The 23923-nt window shown below is 74.4% G+C and carries 20 protein-coding genes and 2 pseudogenes; 9 read left to right on the top strand and 13 right to left on the bottom strand.

Annotated features, from left to right (window positions below):
• Positions 1 to 115: 115 nt before the first annotated feature.
• The 4 genes and pseudogenes from OG711_RS33700 to OG711_RS33715 form a co-directional block, all read right to left on the bottom strand.
• Positions 116 to 583 (bottom strand): NUDIX domain-containing protein, encoded by a 468-nt coding sequence (locus OG711_RS33700; RefSeq protein ID WP_073794650.1) that lies wholly within the window; start codon positions 581 to 583, stop codon positions 116 to 118.
• An 82-nt stretch (positions 584 to 665) separates the two neighbouring features.
• Complete coding sequence (locus OG711_RS33705; RefSeq protein ID WP_329562354.1) at positions 666 to 2261, bottom strand: ATP-dependent DNA ligase; 1596 nt, start codon at positions 2259 to 2261, stop codon at positions 666 to 668.
• Between the two features lie 80 nt (positions 2262 to 2341).
• A pseudogene (locus OG711_RS33710) lies at positions 2342 to 3425 on the bottom strand (hypothetical protein).
• Between the two features lie 57 nt (positions 3426 to 3482).
• Positions 3483 to 4313: an ABC transporter permease gene (locus OG711_RS33715; RefSeq protein ID WP_329564213.1), complete on the bottom strand. Its 831-nt coding sequence runs from the start codon at positions 4311 to 4313 to the stop codon at positions 3483 to 3485.
• A gap of 167 nt (positions 4314 to 4480) precedes the next feature.
• Here OG711_RS33715 and OG711_RS33720 point away from each other — a divergent pair, with 167 nt between their 5' ends.
• Together OG711_RS33720 and OG711_RS33725 are read left to right on the top strand one after the other, a co-directional pair.
• Complete coding sequence (locus OG711_RS33720) at positions 4481 to 5569, top strand: S-(hydroxymethyl)mycothiol dehydrogenase (protein WP_073794639.1); 1089 nt, start codon at positions 4481 to 4483, stop codon at positions 5567 to 5569.
• Positions 5569 to 6198, top strand: a complete 630-nt coding sequence (locus OG711_RS33725) for an MBL fold metallo-hydrolase (RefSeq protein WP_329562357.1) — start codon at positions 5569 to 5571, stop codon at positions 6196 to 6198. Before OG711_RS33720 ends, OG711_RS33725 begins: the two co-directional genes overlap by 1 nt.
• 48 nt (positions 6199 to 6246) lie before the next feature.
• Here OG711_RS33725 and OG711_RS39210 read toward each other — a convergent pair.
• Positions 6247 to 8218 (bottom strand): annotated as a pseudogene (locus tag OG711_RS39210) (hypothetical protein).
• A gap of 244 nt (positions 8219 to 8462) precedes the next feature.
• Entirely contained in the window at positions 8463 to 8996 is a 534-nt protein-coding gene (locus tag OG711_RS33740) for an Asp23/Gls24 family envelope stress response protein (protein WP_329562363.1), read from the bottom strand.
• Between the two features lie 245 nt (positions 8997 to 9241).
• Here OG711_RS33740 and OG711_RS33745 point away from each other — a divergent pair, with 245 nt between their 5' ends.
• From OG711_RS33745 to OG711_RS33755, 3 genes are read left to right on the top strand one after another with little or no spacing between them, the layout of a single operon-like run.
• Complete coding sequence (locus OG711_RS33745) at positions 9242 to 9832, top strand: RNA polymerase sigma factor (RefSeq protein ID WP_073794629.1); 591 nt, start codon at positions 9242 to 9244, stop codon at positions 9830 to 9832.
• Positions 9823 to 10479, top strand: coding sequence for a hypothetical protein (locus OG711_RS33750; protein WP_329562365.1), 657 nt, complete (start codon positions 9823 to 9825; stop codon positions 10477 to 10479). The genes OG711_RS33745 and OG711_RS33750 overlap by 10 nt, the downstream gene beginning before the upstream one ends.
• Complete coding sequence (locus tag OG711_RS33755) at positions 10476 to 10808, top strand: hypothetical protein (RefSeq protein WP_073794624.1); 333 nt, start codon at positions 10476 to 10478, stop codon at positions 10806 to 10808. Before OG711_RS33750 ends, OG711_RS33755 begins: the two co-directional genes overlap by 4 nt.
• A 652-nt stretch (positions 10809 to 11460) precedes the next feature.
• On the opposite strand, the gene OG711_RS33760 is transcribed toward OG711_RS33755, so the two are convergent.
• Entirely contained in the window at positions 11461 to 11871 is a 411-nt protein-coding gene (locus OG711_RS33760) for an ATP-binding protein (protein WP_329562368.1), read from the bottom strand.
• A 256-nt stretch (positions 11872 to 12127) separates the two neighbouring features.
• Between OG711_RS33760 and OG711_RS33765 the strand changes: the two genes are divergently transcribed.
• Entirely contained in the window at positions 12128 to 14146 is a 2019-nt protein-coding gene (locus tag OG711_RS33765; protein WP_073795067.1) for an ATP-binding protein, read from the top strand.
• A gap of 18 nt (positions 14147 to 14164) precedes the next feature.
• Here OG711_RS33765 and OG711_RS33770 read toward each other — a convergent pair whose 3' ends face one another.
• Positions 14165 to 14824 (bottom strand): SRPBCC family protein, encoded by a 660-nt coding sequence (locus OG711_RS33770; RefSeq protein ID WP_266512667.1) that lies wholly within the window; start codon positions 14822 to 14824, stop codon positions 14165 to 14167.
• Between the two features lie 351 nt (positions 14825 to 15175).
• On the opposite strand from OG711_RS33770, the gene OG711_RS33775 reads away from it, so the two are divergent.
• A complete protein-coding gene (locus OG711_RS33775) occupies positions 15176 to 15943 on the top strand; it encodes a chaplin (RefSeq protein ID WP_187337531.1) in 768 nt (255 codons plus the stop codon).
• Positions 15944 to 16065: 122 nt separating this feature from the next.
• On the opposite strand, the gene OG711_RS33780 is transcribed toward OG711_RS33775, so the two are convergent.
• From OG711_RS33780 to OG711_RS33795, 4 genes are all read right to left on the bottom strand, one after another.
• A complete protein-coding gene (locus OG711_RS33780; protein ID WP_329564214.1) occupies positions 16066 to 17547 on the bottom strand; it encodes an MFS transporter in 1482 nt (493 codons plus the stop codon).
• Between the two features lie 127 nt (positions 17548 to 17674).
• Positions 17675 to 17992 (bottom strand): GNAT family N-acetyltransferase, encoded by a 318-nt coding sequence (locus tag OG711_RS33785; protein WP_073794609.1) that lies wholly within the window; start codon positions 17990 to 17992, stop codon positions 17675 to 17677.
• 82 nt (positions 17993 to 18074) lie between these two features.
• Positions 18075 to 18605 carry a DUF4232 domain-containing protein gene (locus OG711_RS33790; protein ID WP_329562373.1) on the bottom strand — a complete coding sequence of 177 codons (531 nt, stop codon included), beginning with the start codon at positions 18603 to 18605 and terminating at the stop codon, positions 18075 to 18077.
• Positions 18606 to 19161: 556 nt separating this feature from the next.
• A complete protein-coding gene (locus OG711_RS33795) occupies positions 19162 to 20382 on the bottom strand; it encodes a D-alanyl-D-alanine carboxypeptidase family protein (RefSeq protein ID WP_073794604.1) in 1221 nt (406 codons plus the stop codon).
• 295 nt (positions 20383 to 20677) lie between these two features.
• On the opposite strand from OG711_RS33795, the gene OG711_RS33800 reads away from it, so the two are divergent.
• On the top strand, positions 20678 to 21586 hold the full coding sequence (locus OG711_RS33800) for a Rossmann-fold NAD(P)-binding domain-containing protein (RefSeq protein WP_329562376.1): 909 nt from the start codon (positions 20678 to 20680) through the stop codon (positions 21584 to 21586).
• Between the two features lie 86 nt (positions 21587 to 21672).
• Positions 21673 to 22308, top strand: coding sequence for a hypothetical protein (locus OG711_RS33805; RefSeq protein WP_073794601.1), 636 nt, complete (start codon positions 21673 to 21675; stop codon positions 22306 to 22308).
• Positions 22309 to 22439: 131 nt separating this feature from the next.
• Here OG711_RS33805 and OG711_RS33810 read toward each other — a convergent pair whose 3' ends face one another.
• Positions 22440 to 23870, bottom strand: coding sequence for a flotillin family protein (locus tag OG711_RS33810; RefSeq protein WP_073794599.1), 1431 nt, complete (start codon positions 23868 to 23870; stop codon positions 22440 to 22442).
• Positions 23871 to 23923 lie beyond the last annotated feature (53 nt).

Genomic DNA, 23923 nt, shown 5'->3' on the forward strand with positions numbered 1-23923 from the left:
GTACGTCGGGAATTGCCGTTACCCGGTGTGATGGTCGTTACACCTGGTGACGGTGAATTAGCGTGATGCCGCCATTCGGGCGGTGGCGCGATCGCATCGCTCGCGCACCACGATGTCAGCCCCCGAGACGCGTGGCCAGCCGGTCCAGGAACGGGGTCTGGCCCCGGACGATCGCCTCGCGCGCGGCACCGAGTCCGAACCAGGCGACACGGTCCAGCTCGGGGAAGGTACCGATCCGGCCGGACCGCGGCGGCCACTCCATGGTGAACGTGCCGGGGACCATCGACGCCGGGTCCAGATCGGCCTCGACGGCCCACACCGTCACGATCTTGCCACCGGGCTGGGTGTGTTCACCGAGCGGGATCGCCGCGCCCTGCGGCGGCGCGATCCCCAACTCCTCCTCGAACTCCCGACGGGCCGCGTCCCACGCCGACTCCGGCGGTACGTACTCACCCTTCGGCACGCCCCACGCGCCGACGTCCTTGCGCGCCCAGTAGGGCCCGCCCATATGCCCCAGCAGGACCTCCGGGCCACCGGAGCGCCGCTGGAACAGCAGCAGCCCCGCGCTGCGTTTGACCGTCATGGGCCCAAGTCTGTCCCTCCCCGGCCCGGTTCGTCCTCACGTACATCTGTGCCCCCGCTCCCCCCGGGCGACGATCACGAGGTCAGCCCCCGGGAGCGCCCCCGGAGTCCGGGCCGCCGCTCCGAGCGTGTCGCGCCGCGCCGACCGCGAGGACCGCGTCCAGCGTGTCGGCCCCCGCCGCGCTCTTGTCCTCCCGGTAGCGCACCACCCGCGCGAACCGCAGGGTGACGCCCGCCGGGTAACGGGTGGAGCGCTGGAGCCCGTCGAAGGCGATCTCGACCACCAGTTCCGGCCGGACCGTCACCACGAACCCGTCGTCACCGGTGGCGATCTCCCGCAGCCGCTCGGTCTGCCAGGCCAGCGTTTCGTCGGTGAGCCCCTTGAACGTCTTCCCCAGCATCACGAAGGAGCCGTCCGGGCCGCGGGCGCCCAGATGCAGGTTCGACAGCTTGCCGGTGCGCCGTCCATGACCCCACTCGGCGGCCAGCACCACCAGGTCCAGGGTGTGCACCGGCTTCACCTTCAGCCAGGACGCGCCCCGGCGGCCCGCGCTGTACGGCGCGCCGAGCCCCTTGACGACCACCCCCTCATGGCCGCGTTCCAACGTCCGCGCGAGGAACACCTCCGCCGTCTCCCGCGCCCCCGGGCCGTCCGCCGCGTCCACCACCGTCCGCCGCACCCGGGACACGGCGGGGACCAGCCGCGCCAGCTCCGGGTGCCGCTCGGCCAGCGGCAGATCCAGCAACTCCCGGCCGTCGAGGGCCAGCAGATCGAAGAAGACGGGGGACAGCGGCACCGAACGCGCCGCCGACGGCACATCGAGACGGGCACCGACCCGTCCGGCCGTCTCCTGGAACGACCGGGGCCGCCCGTCGGCGCCCAGCGCGAGCACCTCACCGTCCAGGATGAACCGGTCACCCGGGAACTCCCTCACCAGAGCGACCAGTTCGGGCAGCCGGGCGGTGATCTCGTCCAGGGTGCGGGTGTACACCCGGACCTCGTCGCCGTCCCGGTGCACCTGTACCCGGATACCGTCCAGCTTCTCCTCCACCGCGCACGGCCCGCCGTCCGCGAGGGCGTCCACCGCCTCCGTCGCCGAGACCGCGCTCCGCGCGAGCATCGGCAGCACCGGCCGTCCCACCGTGAGCCGGAACGACGCCAGCGCGGCCGGCCCGTCGGCGAGCAGCGCCCGCCCCACCTCAGGGAGCGAACCGGAGAGCATGACCGCGCGCCGCACCGCGTCCGCCGGGGCTCCGGAAGCCGCCGCCAACGCCTCCACCGCGAGCGCGTCGAGCGCGCCCTGGCGTACCTCACCGGTCAGCAGCCCGAGCAGGAACCGCTGCTCCTCCTCGGTCGCCGCGGCCATCAACCCACCGAACAGCCGCGTCCGTTCGGCCCGCGTCCCGGCCCCGGACACCGCGGCGAGACCGGTCATCGTGGTGTCCACCGCGCGGACAGTGAGGGTCGGCACGGACGCGGGCGGCACCGGGTGACGCAGCACGCTCCAGCCGACGCCGATCCGCCCCTGGGGGAGCCGTCCGGCGAGGTACGCGATCACCACCGGTACGTCGTCCGGCGCGCTCCCGCGGAACAGTTCCGCGAGCAGCGCGGTCTTGCGGGAGCGCGCCGAGGTGGCGGCCACCTCCCGCGACACCCGGGCCAGCCGTTCGAACAGCATCCCCCCAGCCTCCGGCCCGCCCCCGGGGCGCGCAACCCACGCGGACGGGGCGCGCCCCATATATGCGGACCGGACGCGGTCTACCAGTCCCCGTCCCGCACGGGCCGCCCCGGCCGGGGGTCGCCCAGCGGTCGTACCTGATGGGCGCCCGGCGCCTGCCACGGTGTGTGGTCGTCGCCGATCCAGTCCCCGACCGGCCTGACGTCACCGAGTGCTCGCGGGGGAGCCAGATCGGTGGCGCTCTCGTCGTAGTGGTCGAACCACGGCAGCCCCGCGGCCGTGTACGCGGCCCGGTCCACCGGCGACGGCGGCGCGGCCTCGCCGGTGATCCGGCGCCACTCCGGGGCCGTCACCAGATGGACGAACGTCCGTGCCGACGGCTCCGCGGCCCAGTCCGACAGCGGCCGGTCGTCCTCGAACACCTGCTGCCGCATCGAACCGCCCGCGCCCAGCCCCATCGCCGCCGACCGCGCCCGGGGCGCGGCCGCGCCCCGCGCGGCCTCCGGCGCCCCGCCCGGCGCGCGGCGGCGGGGCACCGCCCCCGACGGCACCCGGCGCCGCGAGCGCCCCGGGCGGGGCCCCGTACATGGCCGTCTCCATGCGCGGGCGTATCAGCCGGGCCCGTTCCCGCTCCGCCTGCCACGCGCGGTGCGCGGCCTCCCCGAGCCCGAACGCCTGGAGTTGCACACCGCCCACGGTCTCCTCGCCCGTCACCTGGCCCTCGACCGTCGCCCCCATCCCCAGCGGCACGGCCACGAACTGACGGACCGTGCCCCGGCCGGAGTTGATGCCGTCGAGCCACGGCTGGCGGGGCAGCGTCAGATAGTTCTGCGGGCGCCGCGCCAGCGCACCGGTCCACCGCTCGCCGGACACCGCGCACACCTTGCCCACCCCGACCTGGAGGGCCGACGGCTCGTCGGTGCCCGCGAAGCTCAGCCACATGGCCTCCCGCAGAAACACGGGAAGCATCACCCCGCCCCTGGCCCGCCACTCCGACGGCACGGTGTCCAGGTGGTCCTCGACCCGCCGCACCGGGAACTCGCCCAGCCCCGGCGGCAGCGGATGCGTTCCCGTCTCCGGCAGGCGCAGGGTACGGATGAACCGGACCCGCACCCCTCCCAGGACCACGGTGTTCCCCTCGATCCGGGCGGCACCGACTGCCATGGCGGACTCCCCTCTGTCGCACTCCGCTCGGCTCTCCGACGAGCCTCCCGGCAGTATTCACGAACGCACGCGCGCCCCGGTTCCCGCACCGGGCGCGGGCCGCCGCAGCCGTCCCCGCGCGACCAGCTCCACGGTGATCGCCACCGCCATGGTCTGCACCGCCATCAGCGCGATCAGCACGAAGAGCTGCACCGCGCCCGCCATGACCGGGGACGCGCCGCCCAGCAGCATCCCGACGAACGCGCCCGGCAGGGTCACCAGACCGACCGTACGGGTCTGGTCCAGGCCCGGCAGCAGCGCGTCCGAGGCGGCCGGGCGGACGATCTCCAGCCGCGCGTCCCGCTCCAGGAACCCCAGCGCCAGACACGCCTCCACCTCACCGGCACGGGCCGTCAGCTCGTCCAGCGCCCGGCGGCCGGCCAGCACCGTCGCGGTGAGCGCGCCGCCGATGAGGATGCCCGTCACCGGGATCATCGCGATCCCCCGCGCGGGCAGCAGCCCGATCGCCAGCAGCACGGCGACCAGCGGCGCCACCGGCCCGGCGACGGGGACCGCCGCCCACCACCAGCCCCGGTCCGGGGTGATCCGGTGCCCGGCGGTCCAGACCGCGACGGCGAACATCAGCAGCAGGAAGGCGAACGTGGCGGGAAGGTGCCGCACCACCCAGCCGATGGCCAGCGACACGGCCGCGAGCTGCGCCGCGGCCCGGCCGCCCGCGAACGCGATGTCCCGGGCCCGGCCGCGCGACCCGTCCGGCGCCAGCCGGAACACGGCGGCCGTCGTGGCGGCCAGCAGCAGAAGGGCGACCAGGACCACCCCGAGGGTCATGTCGACCGGCAGCAGCACATCGGCCGCCAGTACGGCCTCGTCCCGGCCGGGGGAACGCATCGCAGGACCGCGCACCCGCCCAGCCTAGGTGCTGCCCCCGCACCGGTGACCGACGACGCCCGGCGGGTACGTCCGGGTGTTCCCGCTTCCGGCGGAAACGTTACGCTCCACACGGGCGGGCCGACGCGACCGTCGGCCACCACACGACCGAAGGAATGAGGACGGGCATGGGAGCGCAGCAGGTGCGGGGCGTCATCGCGCGGGCGAAGGGCGAACCGGTCCGCATCGAGACGATCGTCGTGCCCGACCCCGGACCCGGTGAGGCCGTGGTCAAGGTCCAGACGTGCGGGGTCTGCCACACCGACCTCCACTACCGCGAGGGCGGCATCAACGACGACTTCCCCTTCCTCCTCGGCCATGAGGCCGCCGGGATCGTCGAGTCCGTCGGCGAGGGCGTCACCGAGGTCGCCCCCGGCGACTTCGTCGTCCTCAACTGGCGGGCCGTCTGCGGTCAGTGCCGCGCCTGCCGGCGCGGCCGTCCCCAGTACTGCTTCGACACCCACAACGCCCGTCAGCGGATGACCCTCACCGACGGCACCGAACTCTCCCCGGCGCTCGGTATCGGCGCCTTCGCGGAGAAGACCCTGGTCGCCGCCGGACAGTGCACCAAGGTCGACCCGGCCGCCTCCCCGGCCGCCGCGGGACTCCTCGGCTGCGGGGTGATGGCCGGGATCGGTGCCGCGATCAACACCGGGGGCGTCGGCCGGGGCGACTCGGTGGCCGTCATCGGCTGCGGCGGGGTCGGCGCGGCGGCCGTCCTCGGCGCCCGGCTCGCCGGAGCCGGACGGATCGTCGCCGTCGACATCGACGACCGCAAGCTGGAGACCGCGCGCGGCCTCGGCGCCACCCACACCGTCAACTCCCGCTCCACCGACGCCGTCGAGGGGATCCGCGAACTGACCGGCGGCTTCGGCGCCGATGTGGTGATCGAGGCGGTCGGCCGGCCCGAGACGTACGAGCAGGCGTTCTACGCCCGCGATCTCGCGGGCACGGTCGTCCTCGTCGGTGTCCCCACCCCCGAGATGCGGATCGATCTGCCGCTCCTCGACTTCTTCGGACGCGGCGGCTCCCTCAAGTCGTCCTGGTACGGCGACTGCCTGCCGTCCCGCGACTTCCCGATGCTGATCGACCTCTATCTCCAGGGGCGGCTCGACCTCGACGCGTTCGTCACCGAGACCATCGGGCTGGACGACGTCGAGGCGGCGTTCACCCGGATGCACCAGGGCGACGTCCTGCGTTCGGTGGTGGTCCTCTGATGGCCGCGCGCATCGACCGCCTCGTCACCTCCGGCACGTTCTCGCTGGACGGCGGCACCTGGGACGTCGACAACAACGTCTGGATCGTCGGTGACGACTCCGAGGCGGTCGTCATCGACGCCGCCCACGACGCCGACGCGATCGCCGAGGCCCTCGGGGACCGGCGGCTCGTCGCGATCGTGTGCACCCACGCTCACGACGACCACGTCGACGCCGCCCCCGCCCTCGCGGACCGCACCGGCGCACCCGTCCTGCTGCACCCCGCCGACACCGAACTGTGGCGGCTCACCCACCCCGACCGGGCACCCGACGGCGAACTGGCCGACGGCCAGGAGATCACCGTCGCGGGCACCGTGCTGCGCGTCCTGCACACCCCCGGCCACTGCCGGGGAGCGGTCAGCCTGTACGCCCCCGAGCTGGGTACGGTCTTCACCGGGGACACCCTGTTCGCGGGCGGCCCCGGCGCGACCGGCCGGTCCTTCAGCGACTTCCCGACCATCGTGGAGTCGATCCGCGCCAAGCTGCTGACCCTGCCCGGCGAGACCGTGGTCCGCACCGGCCACGGCGACAGCACGACGATCGCCGCCGAGGCCCCCCAACTGGACGAATGGCTCCGCCGGGGCCACTGACGGCCGCTGACGGCCGACGGGTCCCCCTTCCAGGAGACCCGTCGGCCGTCAACCCGTGCCCAGCGCCCGCAGGGTGTCGCCGTCCCGGGTCAGGCCCGACGCCGTGACCGGGGCCTCCCGGCCCGCCGGTACCGCGAGGGTCGTGCCCGCCGAGGTCTCCCGCACCGACCCGGCCGTCTCGATCCGGGTCACCGCCCGGCTGCCCGCCGCCAGCACGTACCAGCGCCCCGACGGCGCTTGCCAGCGCGCCTGAGCCACCATGTGCTGACCGAACCGGCCGCACGCCGCCGTGTCCGCGCGCCGGGCCACCACCGTGCCGGGCGCGGTCAGCGCACGCGCCGGGGGCCGGAACCGCACCAGGATGTCGCCAGGACCGCGCCAGGTGTCGACCCGGGTGCACGTCCACACGGCCCGGCCCGCCTCCTCCGGCAGATCCTGCTCCGCGAACGCCCAGTCGTTCACGGCCCGTACGCCCGTGCCCCGCATCCCCCGCAGCAGACACACCGACCGCGCCCAGCTCACCAGCGCCGGACCGCTCGTCGCCTCCCGGGGCTGCCGCGCGGGCGCCCCGCGGCCGGGCGGCGGGGTGTAGGTGAGGTGCACGGGGGAGAGGTCGCCGAGGTCCGTGACGAGGAACGAATGACGCTCCACGATCCGCCGGGAGGAACGCAACTGGAGCGCGGGCCACGACTCCCCGCATCCCCCGCCCGCCATCGGCCGCGGCACGGCCGGTGTCACACCGTCGGCGGCGACCTCCAGTGCCTGGGCCGGGGCGTCGGGATCCAGCAGATCACGGGTCGCGGCCGTCGCGATCCACGGTGCCGTCAGATACCGGACGGACCCGCCGCCCCGGGTGAGGGCCACGGCCGCGGCCGACGTCACATCGGCGTCGTCCGCCCGCGCGAGATCCAGTGCCCGGCCGCCACCGCCCGGCCCCGGCTCGGTGTAGCGGGCGAGCCGCTGCCCGTCGTGCAGCAGCACCACCGCGTCGCCGTCGGCCTCGCCCGCGTACAGGAGCCGCGCGGGCGCCGACGGCGGTACGGCGGTGGTGCCGGACGCCGCGGACACGGTCACGTCCCCGGCGGGCGACGCCCAGGCGCCCAGCGCCCGGCCGAGCAGCGCGCGGTCCCCGGCCCGGGAACCCCGGGCTAGGCCACACCGTGAAATCGACCCGGGCCGAGTCCGCCCAGCCGCCGTGGCCCGCACGCACGAGACGCGCCGGATCGACCACGGCGGAACCGGGCCCGGCCACCGGGGCGGCGGTCCGGCCCTGGTCGGGCGGGCCGGAGGTGACGGCGAGCGCGGTGCAGGTGAGCACCGCCAGCGCCCCGGTCATCGCCGCGAACCGGGCGCGGCGGCGGCGCCGGATGAGATCGGTGGGCCGGGTGTGCACCGTGCACGGATCGAACTCCTCCGACCGCAGCAGCGCCCCGGCGTCCTCGTGGGCCGACCGCAGCCGCTCGGCCGCCCGTACCGCACCGCCCGGGTCACGGCCGTCGGCCTGCGCGAGCTCGGCGCGCACCGCCTCGGACGGCAAGCCGTCGAGCAGCAGCAGCGCGAACGCCGCCCGGACCTCCGGGCGCACCTCGGACAGCGCCTGGTCCAGCGCGAGTTCCCCGGCGCCCCCGGCCCGGGGGAAGAGCCGCAGCCCGAGCACCGCGGGCAGCCGCAGCGGCAGGGCGTGCCGCGCAGACAGCCTGGGTGGCCACCAGCCGGTCCGTGTCCCCTCGGCCAGCGCGCCCCGCAGCACCCGCAGCCGCACCCACGCGTAGTCGGACGAGGACTCCCCGCGCTGCGCGGGGAGCGCCGGTTCCCGGCGGCCGCGCCGCACGCCCCGCAGGGACCGCTGCACCGTCCCGTGCGCGGCGAGCACCCGGCGGTGCCGGCCCAGCGCGGGCGGCAGCGTCAGATACGCCAGTCTCACCAGCCGCGCGTAGTGGCCTATCAGCGCGGCTTCGGCGCGTTCGACATGGTGCCGGGAGCGGTCGGCCGGGGGACGCGGCCGCGAGTACGTGGACATGGGGAGGGCCTTCCGGGCGGTGACGGTGTGCCGCTACCCGCCGTACGAGAGCGCGTCGGCATCCCTGACACCCGGAACAACGACCCATCGGTGTGACGGTCACACCGCCGCCCCCGGCGGCCCCGACGGTCCACCCCGTTCCGGCCACCGCCGACGCCCCTCCGGGCCCCACATGGCGACGCGCCAGCCCCCCTGGACGCGACCACACCCACCCGTCAGGCCACCTGTCACGCCACACCATCGGTCATGCGACCCGGGAGCCGAAGCCGTCCCCGCGTCCGTCCTCGTCCTCGTCGTCCTCCTCGTCGGGCAGCCGGACATCGTGGACGGTGATGTTCACCTCGACGACCTCCAGACCGGTGATCCGTTCGACCGCGTCGATGACGTTCTCCCGCACCTCGCGCGCCAGGCCCGCGATCGGCACCCCGTACTCGGCCACCAGGCCCAGGTCCACGGCCGCCTGCCGCTCGCCCACCTCGACCTTGACGCCCCGGCCCACATCGGGCCGCCCGCCCGGCACCCGGTCGCGTACCGCGCCGAACGTACGGGAGAGACCGCCTCCCATGTCACGCACACCCGGCACCTCACGGGCGGCCGTGCCCGCGACCTTGACGACCACGGCGTCCGCGATCGAGGTCCGGCCCCGGGTGGCGGCCGGTTCCCCGGGGCCGGTCGCCCCGCCGCCGAGGGTGGTGGTGTGCTCGGCCGAGCCGCCGCGCGCCGGGCCGGTCCCGGTCGCGGTGCCCTTCTTCCCACCGGAGACTTCCTGAGTGGCCATGGTGCTCGCTCCTCGTGTCCGGGGCCCGGTCACCGGAGCCGCGGGCCCCGGCGCCGGAGCGCCGGGGCCACGCGCCCGGCCGGGCCCGTGCCTGTGCTGCCTCGTATCCGTTGGACACAGGACGGAGCCGGACGTCACGCGGAGCCCGGCGGTCGCGTCACGTGCCGCCGCGTGACGGATCACGGCCACCGGTGTCGCAAGGGGTCCGCGGAGTTCTCCGCGTACGGGTGCAGAGGAGCGAACGATTGCCCGGGAACGGCATCGCCGGTACGGACCGACCCGACCCCCCGGGCCGGGCGCCCGACGACGCCCTGCTGGCGGTCCGGGCCCGGGAGGGCGACGAGGAGGCGTTCGAGACATTGGTGCACCGCCACGGTCCGCTGCTGCTCAATCTGGCGACCCGCATGCTCGGTGACCGGGCGGAGGCCGAGGACGCCGTCCAGGACGCGTTCGTCAGCGCTTGGCGGCGGCTGCCGGAGTACCGTGGTGACGCCGCATTCCGCACCTGGATGTACCGCATCGTCACCAACCGCTGTCTGAACGTGCTGCGCGCGAGACGTCCCTCGGCGCCCCTGGACGCCGTCGCCGAACCCCCGGCTCCCGAGCACGAGGGCTCCCCGGCGCGGACGGCGGAGTCGCACGCCGCGATGCGCGACCTGGCGGTCGCGCTCACGGGCCTGTCGCCCGAGCAGCGGGCCTGCTGGGTCCTGCGTGAGCTGCACGATCTGTCGTACGAGGAGATCGCCGAGGCGGTGGGCATCAGCCGGCAGGCCGTCCGCGGGCGGATCTTCCGCGCACGGCGCCAACTGACGGAGTCGATGGGAGCATGGCGTTGAACGTGAACCCGCTGCCGTCCGGCGACGGTCCCGGCACCCCCGACGGCCCCGCCGGTGAACTGCTGCCCTGCGGGCGGTCCCTGGAATCCGTCTGGGACGCCCAGGGCACCCCGGAGGCCGAGCGGGACACCCATCTGCGGACCTGCCCGCACTGCGGCGCGGCCCTGCGCGAGCTGACCACCCTCGACCGGCTCGTCCAGCGGGCCCGCGTCACCGACGAGGCGGGTACGGCCGATCCGCGCGAGGCGGCCCGGTTCACCGCGCGGGTGATGGACGTCGTCCGCCTCGAACTGCGTCCGGGCCGCACGCTGCCGCTCGGCGATCTCGACGAGGACCTGTGGATCGTGGAATCGGCCGCCGCGAAGACCTTCCGGGCGGCCGTCGACGCGCTGCCGGGGGTCCGGGCCGGGAGCTGCCAGGTCCACCCGGCCGACCCCGCCGACAGCGGCTCCGGGGTGCCCCGGGGACCGGTACGGGTGCGGCTGGAGGTCGAGGTGTCCGCGCTCCGCAACCTCCAGGAGGCCGCGGAGGCCGTCCGCGCCGCGACGGTACGGGCCGGCGCGGAGCGCCTCGGGCTCACCGTCGGCCGGGTGGACGTCACCGTGACGGACCTGCTGGCCGCCGACGACGGGAGGGACCGACGATGACCTCGCAGGACACCCGGCGGACGCTGGAGGGGACGGTCGCGGACGCGGTCCGGCCGCTGCCCGGGGTCGCCTATCTGCGACCCGCGCTGACCGATCTGCTGCGGGGCGCGGTGGCCCGCCCGGTCGGTTCGGCCGGGGTGCGCGCCGTTCCCGCGCCGGACGGGCGCGGCTGGCGGATCGACGTCAAGCTGACGACGCTGCGGGGTCATCGCGCGGTCGACGTCAGCCGCGCGGTCCGGGACGTGGCGCGGACGGCGGCCCGCACCCTCCTGGAGCCCGACGGCACCCCGACCATCGAGATCACCGTGACAGTCACAGGCACCCTCTGACAGGCCGCCTTCGCCAGCGCTTCCGAGGTCCGTCCGGCTGGGCGTACTTGTTCCTGTCCGGGTCGTCCGTTGGGTGCGCAGTTCCCCGCAGGCCGCCTTCGCTAGCGCTTCTGAGGTCTGTCCGGCTGGGCGCGCTTGTCCCTGTGCGGGTTGCCCGTGGGTGCGCAGTTCCCCGCGCCCCTAGGGTGCGCCCCTTGCGGTTCTCGTTCGGCTGCGGGTGGCTCCTGGTTGCTCGCGCAGTTCCCCGCGCCCCTGGATGCTGCCCCTTCGGGCTTGTTCTTCGGGTGCGGGCCGGTCCTCGTCTTCGCGCAGTTCCCCGCGCCCCTTTGGGGGCGCCTCCTGAGGCTGTTCTCTGTCTGCGGGGACGGGGTTGAACCATCCTCCTCGTGCAGTCGCATGGCTACGGGAGGGGGTGGGCGGGAATCTCTGCCCGCAGACTCCGATGCTCTTCAGTCGGGCATGAGGGATGTCCGACCGAGCGCGTTGGAGCGAGGACGGAGAATCCCGACCGGCACCGACCCGAAGAACCGGCCGGGGGCGCCCCAAAGGGGCGCGGGGAACTGCGCAAAACCCACGAGCGACGGCACAGCAACGAAGTGCGCCCACCCGGACGGACCTCGAAAGCGCAAGCGAAGGCGACCCGCTGAGGAACTCAGTCCAGCGCGAGTACGGCCCGTACCGTCTTCCCACCCCGCCGGTCGCCCACGACACACCAGTGCCGGGACAACGCGTGGACGAGGGCCAGCCCCCGCCCCGACTCCGCCGACGCCGACGGCGCACGCAGCGACGGCCGCTCGGGGCTGTCGTCGTGCACCTCCACCGTGAACTCGTGGGCGTCCAGCCGCAGCCGGAGCCGGCAGGGCCCACGCGCGGCCCGGGTGGCGTTGGACACCAGCTCGGACACGACGAGCTGGGCATCGTGCAGCCGGTCCGACGGCCGGCCGCACCCCTCCGCGAGCAACGCCCGGGTGAGCTGCCTGGCCCGGCCCGCCGACGCGGAGCCGCCCGGCAGCACGAATTCGACACGTGCCGTGCGACCACCGCAACGCTTCTGCGCGCGCATGCTGACCACTCCTCTCGCTACGGGCCCGGTTGGCCCGGATGACCTATGGCCCGTGGGCGGTGGAAGATCCCACCCGAACGGGGAGTTGACGGCGCCCCCACCACCCGTTACCAGAACCCCTTCCCGCTGCGGGCGATCGGCAAGCCCTTGACTGGTCAGGGCGGGTATCGGTCAACTCAGCGTGGCGTGTGACCGTTTCCGGCTGCATTCCACGACGGACGGTGCGCCGCGGTGTGAGCTGGTCCACACTGTCCTCGTGGTGCGAAGTACTCCTGACGAGTCCACGAGCTTTGTCGGACGCAGGTCCGAACTGTCACGGCTGGCCGAGGCGTTCGCCGGGCACCGAATGGTGACCCTGACGGGCCCCGGCGGTGTCGGCAAGTCGAGGCTTGCCCTGCACGCCGTCACGACGGGGGTCCTCGGGCCGCCCGACACGGTGGCCTGGGCGGATCTCTCGCCGCTCCAGGACGAGCGGCTGCTCGCGGCGACGGTCTCCGACGCGTCCGGCCTGGCCGATCACACCCCCCGGATGCCCGCGGACGCGCTGTGCGCGTGGCTCGCGGACAAACGCATGCTGCTGGTCCTCGACTCCTGCGAGCATCTGGTGGACGCCTGCCGCGATCTCGCGGGCGATCTGCTCACGGCCTGCCCCGGACTGACGATCCTCGCGACGAGCCGTCAGCCCGTCGGTATCCCGGGTGAGATGCGGTTCGAGGTCGGTCCGCTGCCCTTCGACGGCGACGCGCTGACCCTCTTCACGGACCGGGCCCGTGCCGCCGCCCCGGGCCTGCGGCTGGACGGCCCCGAGCAGACCAGGGCCGTCGCCGCGATCTGCCGCCGCCTGGACGGCATCCCGCTGGCCCTGGAGCTGGCGGGCGCCCAACTGCGCGAGGGCACCGTCGAGGAGGTCGAGAAGCGGCTGCGTACCGCGCTGTCCGCGCTGGACACCGTCGAACCGGTGAGCCCCGCCCGCCACCAGTCGCTGCGTACCGCCATCGGCTGGAGCCATGAGCTGTGCGCCCCGCTCGAACGGCTGCTGTGGGCGCGGCTCTCGGTGCTGCGCGGCACCTTCGACGAGTCCGCCGCGCGGGCCGTCTGCGTGGGCGGCCCGCTGCGCGCCGACGCGGTGGCGCCCGCGCTGGCCGGACTGGTCGCCAAGTCCGTGGTGTCCCGGCGCGGCAACGGCTTCCGGATGCTCGACACCGTCCGGGAGTACGGCCGGATGTGGCTCGCCGAACTCGGCGAGGAGAAGGCCGCCGAGGGGCGGCACGCCCGCGCCTTCCTCAATCTGGTGCGCCGCGCCGACGACGGCTGGCTCGGCCCCGGCCAGGCGGGCTGGTACCGCAGGCTCGCCGCCGCGCATCCCGATGTGTGCGCGGCCCTCGACCATCTGCTCACGACCGATCCGCACGCGGCCACCGAGATGGCGTCCCGCGTCGGCTTCTTCTGGGCGTGCTGCGGCCATCTGCACGAGGCACGCGACTATCTGGAGTCCGCGCTCGCGCTGTACGGCGTGCCCGGCCCGACGCGTACCCGCGCGCAATGGGCGCTCGGCTGCGCGGCGCTGCTCCAGGGGGAGCACGACAAGGCACGGCTGCTGGGTGAGCTCTGCGCCCAGGAGGCGGAGCGCGATGACGATCTGGAGGGCCGCAGATCCGCCGCGTACCTCCTCGGCATCACCCATCTGCTGTCGGGCCGTCCGCTGGCCGCCGGGAACGTCGCGGACCGGGCCCTGGCGACCGCGCCCGACGGGCCGTTCGCGTCGGCGTCGGTGCTGCGCTGCCATCTCGTCCGGATCTTCGCGCTGACCGGGTCGGGGCAGCTGGACCAGGCGACGGCCGAGGCGGAGAAGCTGCGGCGCGGCTGTGTGTCGCGCGGCGAGTACTGGGCCCGCAACTACACCTACTACCAGCTGTCGCTGATCGCGCTGTTCCAGGACCGGCCCGAGGAGGCCGCGGAGCACGCGCGGGCCATGCTCGACGGCAAGCGCAGGCTGGGTGACACCTTCGGTATCGCCCTGGGCCTCGACCTGCTGGCCGCCGCGCTCGCCGCGGGCGGCGAGAACAACTCCGCCGCCCGGCTCGCGGGCACCGGCCTCGCGTACTGGCGCGCGGTCGGCCACGCCCAGCGCGGTACCCCGGAGCTGGGCCCGATCCGTGAGGAATGCGAGCGGGCGGCCCGCGAGGCACTGGGCGACGAGAGTTACGACCGGGAGTTCCGTACCGGGGTCGAGGAGGACGCCTCGCTGGCCCTCGCCCGGGTCGTCGGCGGCTGAGCGCAGGCCCCACCGGGGTCAGGAGGCGCCCGGGGTCCCCTCGCCCCCGGCGGAGGGTACGTAGAACGCCAGGGTCGCTTGCGCGGCGGCCCCGGCGGCGGCGGGTTCCGCGCCGGACGCCCGGTGCGCCGCGCCCCAGGCGGCGCTGGAGCGGGTCATGAACTCCACCGCCTCGGGGGAGTCCTGCCACTCCCCGGACTCCAGGGCGCCCGCCCCGGTCCGCAGATGCCGTCCGAGTCCGAGCAGGGTGAGGTCCCAGCCGACGCCTGTCGCGCCGGGCCCGTACCGGTCCCATGTCCCGTCGGGGACCACCGCCGCGTGCTCCAGTGCGAGGACGGTCCGTTCCGTGCCCTCGGGGGTGAGCCGCAGTTCCACCTCGCCGAACCCGGGGTCGGGGCCGGACAGCCAGCTCACCCGCAGCAGCCGGGGCGGTTCGCAGGCCAGGATCCGCCCGCCCGCGTTGCCCTCCAGCCGGTAGTCCCCGCCCAGCCAGAACTCCCCGCTGACCGGCAGGAACCAGCGGCTGATCCGTTCGGGGTCGGCGCAGGCGTCCCAGACGTCCCCGGCGGGGAAGTCGTACGCGCGCCGCAGCAGCACCGTACGGGCCCGTCCCTCGGGGACGGTCCGGCCGCCGACCTCGCGGTGGACGTCGTTGATCCGGTCGACGATGTCGCTCATGGCCGCTCTTCCCTGTCGCCGTCGGTGCGCGGTCGCGGTGTCCGGCGCCGAACCGGGTCGCCAGGACATCGAATGCGTGCGCGACCGGCCGGGCCGACCGCAGCCTATAGACGTCGCCGCTCATATGACGCGGTGACGCGCGGAGCGCCGATCGCCGTGCGGGCACCGGGAGCGGCGCGGGATCCGGGCCCCGGGCGGCGGGTCGTTCGCTCGCCGTGGCGACGTGGGTCAGTTCGACCGGACCGCCACTCGATGGGGTGAAAGCCCGTTTGGCCATAACTCGAACCGTTCTCCGGCGTTTTCTCCAGTGCGGGTGAGTGCCCGCGACGACGTCTGGAAGGCAGGGAACGGATGAAGCGGGTTGCCCGGAATGGATTGATCGCCGTGGCCGTCGCCGGAGGTGCCGTCGTCGGCGCCGGCCCGGCCCACGCGGACTCCACCGCGAACGGCGCGGCGGTGGGCTCGCCCGGCGCGGTCTCCGGGAACACGGTCCAGCTGCCGGTGCACGTCCCCGTCAACGCGTGCGGGAACACCGTCAATGTGGTCGGTCTCCTGAACCCGGCGGCGGGCAACACCTGCGCGAACCGCGGCGGCGGCACCACCGCGAAGGGATACGGGGAGCAGGAGAAGCCCGGCGGGTCGGCCACGCCGGGCACGAACGCGGCGAACGGCGGCGGCGCCACCGCCGAGGGCGCGGCCGTCGGCTCGCCCGGGGTGATCTCCGGGAACGGTGTGCAGCTCCCGATCGACCTCCCGGTCAACGTCAGCGGGAACTCCGTCAACGTCGTCGGCATCGGCAACCCGGTGTTCGGCAACCACTCGGAGAACGTCTCCGGACCCAAGCCCCCGCAGAAGCCGGTGACCCCGCCGGAGCGGCCCGTCGTGCCCAAGCCGCCGGTGAAGGAGCCCGTGAAGGTCGCGCCGGAGGAGGAGTCGAAGACCCCGGCCACCGTCCTCCCGGACAACGACCACGAGAAGGCCGCCCCGGCCGCGCCCGCCGACTCGGCCACGCTCGCCCAGACCGGCGCCGACCCGCTGGCCCTCGCCGCCCCCGCCGCCCTCGCGCTGCTCGGCGGCACCCTGCTGCACCGCCGCTTCCGCAAGCAGCGCGACAACTGAGCCATCCTCCTCGGGCGGCGGGCGGAACTCCCCCTCCTTGGTCCGCTCCTCGCCCGGCCGTGGGTCCCACCGCATCCTTCTCCAGCGGTGGGGCCCACGGCGTTTTCCGCGCGGCGGTGTCCTCAGCCGCCGGTCCCGCGCTGTCCTTCCCCGGACCCCGTCCGCCCCGCCTCGCGCGGCCCCGGCTCCAGGGGCGGACAGTTGGCAGCCATGTTCGACCGGCACAGCGGCTCGGGGGCGTCCCGTACCCGGCCGCGTACCGCGGTCGGCCGGATCAGCAGCACGGCGGTCAGCGAACCGAGCGCGAAGAGCGCGGCGCAGCCGATCGCCGCCCGGTGGAACGACGCGTTGACCGCGTCCGCCGAGGTGTACGCGTCACCCGACAGCCCCACCGCCAACGGCAGCGCGGCGACCACCAGGAACTGCGCGATCCGCGCCGCCGTGTTGTTCACCCCGCTCGCCAGCCCCGCGTGCGACGGCTCGACCGACGCCAGCACCGTGGCCGTCAGCGGCGCCACGAACAGACTCATCCCCGCGCCGAGCACCACGACCGCCGGCAGCACGTCCGCCACGTACGTCGAACCGGGATGCACCCGCAGCATCAGCAGCACCCCCGCCGACGCGATCAGCGGACCGGTCACCAGCGGCAGTGTCGGCCCGACCCGGCGGGCGAGATCACCCGCGCGCGCCGAGAGCAGCAGCATCAGCACCGTGATCGGCAGGGTCGCCGTCCCCGCCTCCAGCGCGTCCCAGCCGAGGCCCGTCTGCAACTGCACCGGCAGCAGGAACAGGACGCCGCCGATCGCCGCGTACAGACACAGGGTCATCGCGTTGGTCGCGCTGAACAGCCGGGAACGGAACAACGACAGCGGCAGCATCGGGGCCGCCCCCCGCCGCTCCACCACCACGAACGCGGCACCCGCCACCACACCGCCCAGCGCGGACAACACGACGGCGGTGTCCGAGGTGTCGCCCGAGGCGCCGATCAGCGCGTAACTGATCCCGGCCAGGCACAGCGCGCCGAGCACCGCGCCCAGCACGTCGAACCGCTGGTCGGCGGCGGCCGGGTCACGGCTCTCCGGGACGTGCCGCAGCGCGATCGCGATGACGACCGCCGCGATCGGCACATTGATCAGGAAGATCCACCGCCAGCCGGGCCCGTCGATCAGCCAGCCCCCGAGGAACGGCCCCAGCGCGCCCGCCACCCCGGTCAGCCCCGACCACGCGCCGACCGCCCTCGACTGGTCGTCGGGATGGAACGTCGACCGCACCAGCGCCAGCGAACCCGGGGTCAGCAGCGCGCCGCCCACCCCCTGGAGCGCCCGCGCGGCGATCAGCGTCGCGTCGTCCGGGGCGATCCCGCACAGCGCGGACGCCACCGCGAACCACACCACGCCGATGACCAGCGTCCGCTTGCGGCCGATCCGGTCCCCCAGCGCGCCCCCCAGCAGGAGCAGCGCCGACAGCGTCAGCATGTACGCGTTGACGACCCACTGGAGCCCGGACAGGGACGCGTCGAGGTCCCGGCCCATCCGGGGCAGGGCGACATTGACGACCGTGCCGTCCAGCATCGCCATCCCGGAGGCGAGGACGACACAGCTCATCACCCAGCGCCCGCGCGCCGACGACAGCCGGACCCCGGGACCGCCGTCCGGTCCGGTGGTGTCCCCGCCGCCCTTGGCCCCGCTCCCGTGCCCGCTCACGTCGGTCCGCTCCGGTCCGGCGCGGCCGTCAGTCGCTGACCTTGCTCTGCCCGGAGTACAGCAGATCCTTGTACTCCGGGTGCCGGGCGATCCATCCCGAGTAGAACGGGCACACGGCCAGGACCGAGGTCCCGGCGGCCCGCGCCGCGTCGAGCGACGCCCGCACCAGCGCGCCACCGACCCCGCGGCCCTCGAACGCCGGATCCACCTCGGTGTGCACGAAGGCGATCAGTTCCGCCGTGCGGATGTACTGGGCGAAGCCCGCGAGGGTGTCACCGGTCCGGGCCTCGTAACGCTGCTGCTCCGGTACGTCGGTCACGGTGACGGCTTCGGTCGGCCGGCTCATCTGCGGTGTTCCTTCCCTCGCGGACAACTGCGACCAGAGTGGCGCGTCCGGGCGCCGGACGCGAGTCCGGCGCCCGTCCGGATCAGGTCGCCCGGTCGAGCGCGCGGTCGGCCCGGCCCTGCGTCGTGTGCCACCAGGTGGTCACCGGCTCGTACACCTTGACGCCATGCGGGGCGCCGAGGGACCGCGCGCTGAACGCCTTGCCCCGGTGCGACGGGTCCGCCGCGACGGTGACGGACCGTACGACGCGCGCGGCCGGGTCGTCGGTCCGGGCGATCGTACGGACCGTGGCGTACGCCGCCTTGCCCGCCCCGACGCGGTACGGCCTGCTCTCGGTGGGTGGCACCGGCTGCGCGGCACCGTCCAGCGCGCCGAACGTGACGGTCGGGATCCGGTCGATCGCACAGGTGCGGTCGCCGTTGTTCCTGACCCGGACATGGATGACATGGGGGCGGTCGGTCCTGCTCGCCTCGACCGTCACCTTGCCCTCCCGGCAGAGGGGCACCGGCGCCGCCTGCGCTCCCTGCGGCGCGGCGACCGCGAGGCTCGCGGGCAGGGTGAGGGCGAGAGCGGTGGCCGCGGCGGACGCCGCGAGAACGGTACGTACACGCATCACTTGGTTCCCCTGTTCCTGATCGTGGGGTGGACCCGACCGGCCGACGACGAACATCCCCCGTACGCCCACGTCCCGCCCCGTGTCCTCCCTCAGACGACCACCACCCCAAGGAGGTTGCACAGCACCCCGCACAGGAACAAGTACGCCCACGGACGCAGACCCCAGAGGCGCGGGGAACCGCCCAAGAACGAGAGCGGACCCGCACCCGACGAACAACGGACCGGGGCAGCACCTCAGGGGCACGGGGAACCGCGCAAAGCACGAGGGCGACCCGCACCCGGAGGGCGACCGCAATGGGGCAGCATCCAGGGGCGCGGGGAACCGCGCAAAACCCACGGGCGACGGCACAGGAACAAGTACATCCAGCCCCGAGTACCCAGGGGCGCGGGGAACTGCGCACCCACGAACGACCCGCACGGGCACAAGTACGCCCAGCACAGGAGACCAAAGGGGCGCGGGGAACTGCGCACCCCACGAGCGACGGCACAGGGACAAGTACGCCCAGCACAGGAAACCCAGCACCGCGAGCAACCGCAAGGGCTCACCGGGCGACTCAGTGCTCCCCCCTCGCACCCCGCCGCCCCCGCGCACGCGCGCGGAACACCGCCGCCCCGACCAGCGCGAGCACCGCCCCCGTCCCCACGACGGACCCCGTGGACCACCCTCCGTCCCCCTCCGCGACCTCCCCCTGCTGCGCCACCGACACGGCCAGCGGCCGGGGCGAGGGCGCCGCGGCCGAGGGGCTGACCGCGCCCGGGGCGGGTCGCGGCGGCGGGGGCGGCGGCAGCAGGGAGCCGACCGGCCGGACCCGGCCGACTGCGGTGAAGCCCCAGTCGAGCAGCGCCCGCGCCTCCTCGTAGACGGCGTGTCCGCCGTCCTGCGGATTCATCACCGTGGCGATCACGGTCCGGCCGTCGCGCTCGGCCGCCGCGATCAGGGTGTTGCCCGCGTTGGTGGTGTAGCCGTTCTTGACCCCGATCAGCCCCCGGTACGCGTCGACCCCGTCCGCCCCGGTCAGCAGCCGGTTGGTGTTCTGGATCGGATAGGTGACCCGGCCGCCGGGGAAGTCCGCCAGCTTGGTCGACGCGTACCGGATGAACTCCGGATCGGTCAGCCCCTCCCGACCGAAGACCGCGAGGTCGTACGCGGACGACACCTGCCCCTCCGCGTCGTACCCGTCGGGGGAGACGACCTTGGTGTCCAGCGCGCCGAGCGAACGGGCTTTGGCCTGCATCTGGCGGACCGTCGCGGCGAAGCCGCCGTTCATCGCCGAGAGGACCCGTACCGCGTCGTTGCCGGAACTGAGGAACACGCCCCGCCAGAGATCGTCCACCCGGTACCGGTAGCCCGCCTCCACCCCCACCATGCTGCTGCCGAACCCGATGCCCTCCAGTTCGCCGTCGGTGACCGTATGGGTGCCTCCCGACCGCAGATGCGGCAGGGCCGTGACGGCGAACAGGGCCTTCAGGGTGGAGGCGGGCGGCAGCTTGCGGTGCGCGTCACGGGCCGCGAGGATCTCGCCGGACCGGGCGTCCGCGACGATCCACGACAGCGCGGACAGGTCCGACGGGGGCGCGGCGGTCCCGGGGCCGCCCGGGTTGGCCTGGGTGCCCGGCCGGTCGAGCTGGCTGCGGGCGGGCAGGGGCCGGGGGCGGGGTGGCTCCGGCTCCCGGGACCTGGCAGCCGCCCCAGGCACGGGCAACAGCAGCGCGGCACCGAGCGCGAGCGCCACGGAACGGGCGATGACGGCGCGCGAAACGTGTCTGATGACCATTCAGCCACCGTAGGAACGGACGGCGCGCCCCGCAGATCGGCTTGATCCGGCTGGGGGTACGCCCGCCGTCGACACGGGGCCGATGCGGTGGTCGGCACGGCCCGGCAGGGCAGGGCGCGGACCCGGACCGGCACCCGGCCCGCGCCGGTCCTCCGCCCGGTGGACGCTCGCGTATGCGGGTGAGCCCCATGGCCATGGGCGAGCGGAGCACGGGGCGGTTGAGTGGTCGTACGGCCAAGGGGCGGCGCGGATCGCCCCCCGGATCGGCCATGCCGCACGGACAGGACGGACCATCATGAACACGGGGAACTCGCACCACCACGCCGCCACCCAGCACCTCGGCGACGGCACCATTCAGAGCGCCGGCGACGCCGCCACCCGGAATCCCGCCGACGCGGACCGGGTCACCCTGGTCGTCGGGGGGACCGGCAAGACCGGCCGCCGGGTCGCCGAGCGGCTGACGGCCCGGGGCCTGCCGGTCCGGATCGGCTCCCGCTCCGGGCGGCCGCCGTTCGTCTGGGAGTCGCCGCGGACCTGGGACGCCGCGCTGGACGGTGTCGGCGCCGTCTACCTCACCTACTACCCCGACCTCGGCATCCCCGGTGCCGCCGAGGCCGTCGGAGCCTTCGCCCGGACGGCCGCCGCCCGCGGGGTGCGACGCGTGGTGCTGCTGTCGGGGCGTGGTGAGGAAGGCGCCCGGCACAGTGAGGACAAGGTCAGGGAGTCGGGTGTGGAACTGACGGTGATCAGGGCGAGCTGGTTCGCCCAGAACTTCGACGAGGGACTCTTCGCCGACGCCGTGCACTCCGGTGAGATCGCCCTGCCCGCCGGGGACGCGGTGGAGCCGTTCGTGGACGCCGACGACATCGCCGACGTGGCCGTCGCCGCGCTCACCGAGGACCGGCACATCGGCCGCACCTACGAGGTGTCCGGCCCCCGGCTGCTCAGCTTCGCGGACGCCGCGGCGGACCTGACCCGCGCCCTGGGCCGGGAGATCCGCTACGTCCCCGCCACCATGGACGCCTTCCGGACCGCCCTGATCGAGGAGGGACTGCCCCTCGACCTCACCGAGCTGATCGGGCTGCTGACCGACGGACGCAACGCCCACCTCGCGCACGGCGTCCAGGAAGCGCTCGGCCGGCCGCCGCGCGACTTCGCCGACTACGCCCGCGACGCCGCGGCCCGGGGCGCCTGGAAGCGGTGAGCCCGGTGTGATCCATCGGAGGAATCACCCGCACGGGTGAGCCGCGCCTCGGCCGCGCCGCGCCCGCGCCGGGCGATGATGCCCACGTGCACCGCTCACTCGCCGCGTTCGGCGCCTCCGCTGTCCTGATCGCTCTCACCTGCACGGGGTGCGGGAAGGACAGCAAGGGCGCCGACACCGCACCCCGCCCCGCCGCCGGGGCCCCCGGCGCGCTCTCCGGAGCCGACGCCGCCGTGCCGTCCGGGGTCCGCGAACAAGCCGGGTCGTACGGCGCCGCGTTCCTCGGGGACGGCCGCCGCTTCAGCGCCCCCGGCTCGGACTCCGAGGAGGACGGCGGACCCCAGTACCAGCTCACGGTGACCCCCAAGTCCGTGCTCGTCGGCGCGCTCCCGGCGCCCGGCGGGGGAGCGGGCCCGGCCACCGGCCACCACTGGGAGGCCGTACGGGTGGCCTTCGCCAACACCGGCTGGGACACCTACGAGGGCATCCTCGGCAACTCCCTGTCGGTCCTCGACTCCGAGGGCCGTTCCCACCGCCCTGTCACCAAGGTCGAGAAGCTCACCGTCGGCGACACGATGGACGGGAGCGGAGAGCTGCTCCTCGGTGAACAGGTCACCGCCTGGGTGGTCTTCGACCTTCCGGACGGCGCCTCGGCGGAGCAGCTGAGGTTCCGCTGGGGCGGTACCAAGACGGTGAACACCCAGCGCGGCTGGCGGCTGTGACCCACCGCCCGCCGGGGCGCTGACACCGCGGGAACGACGGGACGGCCACCAGATCGCTCCGATGACCGTCCCACCCCCCGTCGGCCGCCCCGGTCACCCGGCCCGCGGCCGGACCGGGAACGGACGGCGGATCAGTCGCTCACCTCGATCTTCCCGTTGACGGAGGCCGACACCTCCGCCGGGGGCGCGCCCTCCGCCTTGCGGGCGGCGTTCTTCAGCAGCGCGGCCAGATCGACCCCGGTCGTCGCGCTGAGCAGTTCGACGCCCTGCGCGACATTGTCCGTGACCGTCCGGGACAGCTGACCCGCGCCGTCCGTCGAGATGATGGTCATCTTCTCCACCGCGCTGAGCGGCTCGGACGCCTTGGCGACGACCTCCGGCAGCACCTGCACCAGCATCTGGAGCACGGCGGCGTCCCCGTACTGCGCGAAGGCGTCCGCCTTCTTGCGCATGGCCGCCGCTTCCGCGGCGCCCTTCGCGTCGATCGCGGCGGCCTCCGCCTCACCCTCGATCCGTACCGCGTCGGCGATCGCCGAGCGCTGGGCCTTCTCGCCCTCACCGGTGAGACGTGCCCGCTCGGCCGCGGCCTCCGCCTCCTTGACGAGACCGATCCGGCGGGCCTCCGCCTCCTGTTCGGCCTGGTAGCGGGCCGCGTCGGCGGGCTTGCGGATCTTGGTGTCGAGCTCCCGGTCGGTGAGCGCGGCCTGGCGCGTGGCCACCTTCTCCTGCTCCATCAGGACTTCCTGCCGGCGGGCCGCCTCGGCCAGCGGGCCGGCCGCGTTCGCCTGGGCGGCGGCCTCGTCGGTCTGCGCCTTGATCTCGGCCTGCTTCAGGTACAGGGTCCGCTGCGCTACCGCGATCTCCTCCTCGGCCTTCAGCCGGGCCTGTTCGGCCGCGCGCCTGGCCACGGCCTCCGCGATGTCGGCCTCCTGCTTGGCGCGGGCGGCCTCGGGGCGGCCGAGGTCCTCCAGATAGGAGCCCTCGGTGGTGATGTCCTGGATCTGGAAGGCGTCCAGCACCAGGCCCTGGCCCGACAGGCTCGCCTCGGCCTCCTCGGCGACCTGGCTCGCGAAGGCGGCCCGGTCCCGGATGATGTCCTCCACGGACATCCGGCCCACGATGGACCGCAGCGCGCCCGACAGCACCTCCTGGGTGAAGCCGACGATGCCGCCCTGCTGCTGGAGGAACCGCTGCGCGGCGGCGCGGATCGAGTCCTCGGTGCCGCCGACCTTGACGATGGCGACGCCTTCGAGGTTGGCCTTGACCCCGCGCAGGGTCACCGCGCCGCGCACCGAGATGGGGATGTGCCGGCTGGACAGGTCGAGCACGAACTTCTGCTGGACGAACGGCACGACGAACACACCGCCACCGACCACGACCTTCTGGCCGCTGTTGTCGGTGAAGATCCGGCCGGTGTCCGGGTCGGTGGACTTCTTGCCACGCCGGCCGGTGACGATGAACGCCTGGCTGGGTCCGGCCACCTTGTAGCGGGTGACGACGGCCAGCGCGAGTACGACGAGGAGTACGACGACTCCGATGACGGAGATGAGGACTGGACTCATGGAGACCCCCCACTGCCCTTCCGGGGACGGCAGTTCGAACGGTTGACATGGAC

It is taken from the genome of Streptomyces uncialis, from assembly GCF_036250755.1.
In the GTDB taxonomy this organism is placed as follows: Bacteria; Actinomycetota; Actinomycetes; order Streptomycetales; family Streptomycetaceae; genus Streptomyces; species Streptomyces uncialis.

Coding starts and splice junctions, on each gene's coding strand:
- OG711_RS33700 (WP_073794650.1), bottom strand. CDS start 583: ATGACGGTCAAACGCAGCGCGGGGCTGCTGCTGTTCCAGCGGCGCTCC.
- OG711_RS33705 (WP_329562354.1), bottom strand. CDS start 2,261: ATGCTGTTCGAACGGCTGGCCCGGGTGTCGCGGGAGGTGGCCGCCACC.
- OG711_RS33715 (WP_329564213.1), bottom strand. CDS start 4,313: ATGCGTTCCCCCGGCCGGGACGAGGCCGTACTGGCGGCCGATGTGCTG.
- OG711_RS33720 (WP_073794639.1), top strand. CDS start 4,481: ATGGGAGCGCAGCAGGTGCGGGGCGTCATCGCGCGGGCGAAGGGCGAA.
- OG711_RS33725 (WP_329562357.1), top strand. CDS start 5,569: ATGGCCGCGCGCATCGACCGCCTCGTCACCTCCGGCACGTTCTCGCTG.
- OG711_RS33740 (WP_329562363.1), bottom strand. CDS start 8,996: ATGGCCACTCAGGAAGTCTCCGGTGGGAAGAAGGGCACCGCGACCGGG.
- OG711_RS33750 (WP_329562365.1), top strand. CDS start 9,823: ATGGCGTTGAACGTGAACCCGCTGCCGTCCGGCGACGGTCCCGGCACC.
- OG711_RS33755 (WP_073794624.1), top strand. CDS start 10,476: ATGACCTCGCAGGACACCCGGCGGACGCTGGAGGGGACGGTCGCGGAC.
- OG711_RS33760 (WP_329562368.1), bottom strand. CDS start 11,871: ATGCGCGCGCAGAAGCGTTGCGGTGGTCGCACGGCACGTGTCGAATTC.
- OG711_RS33770 (WP_266512667.1), bottom strand. CDS start 14,824: ATGAGCGACATCGTCGACCGGATCAACGACGTCCACCGCGAGGTCGGC.
- OG711_RS33775 (WP_187337531.1), top strand. CDS start 15,176: ATGAAGCGGGTTGCCCGGAATGGATTGATCGCCGTGGCCGTCGCCGGA.
- OG711_RS33780 (WP_329564214.1), bottom strand. CDS start 17,547: ATGAGCTGTGTCGTCCTCGCCTCCGGGATGGCGATGCTGGACGGCACG.
- OG711_RS33785 (WP_073794609.1), bottom strand. CDS start 17,992: ATGAGCCGGCCGACCGAAGCCGTCACCGTGACCGACGTACCGGAGCAG.
- OG711_RS33790 (WP_329562373.1), bottom strand. CDS start 18,605: ATGCGTGTACGTACCGTTCTCGCGGCGTCCGCCGCGGCCACCGCTCTC.
- OG711_RS33795 (WP_073794604.1), bottom strand. CDS start 20,382: ATGGTCATCAGACACGTTTCGCGCGCCGTCATCGCCCGTTCCGTGGCG.
- OG711_RS33800 (WP_329562376.1), top strand. CDS start 20,678: ATGAACACGGGGAACTCGCACCACCACGCCGCCACCCAGCACCTCGGC.
- OG711_RS33810 (WP_073794599.1), bottom strand. CDS start 23,870: ATGAGTCCAGTCCTCATCTCCGTCATCGGAGTCGTCGTACTCCTCGTC.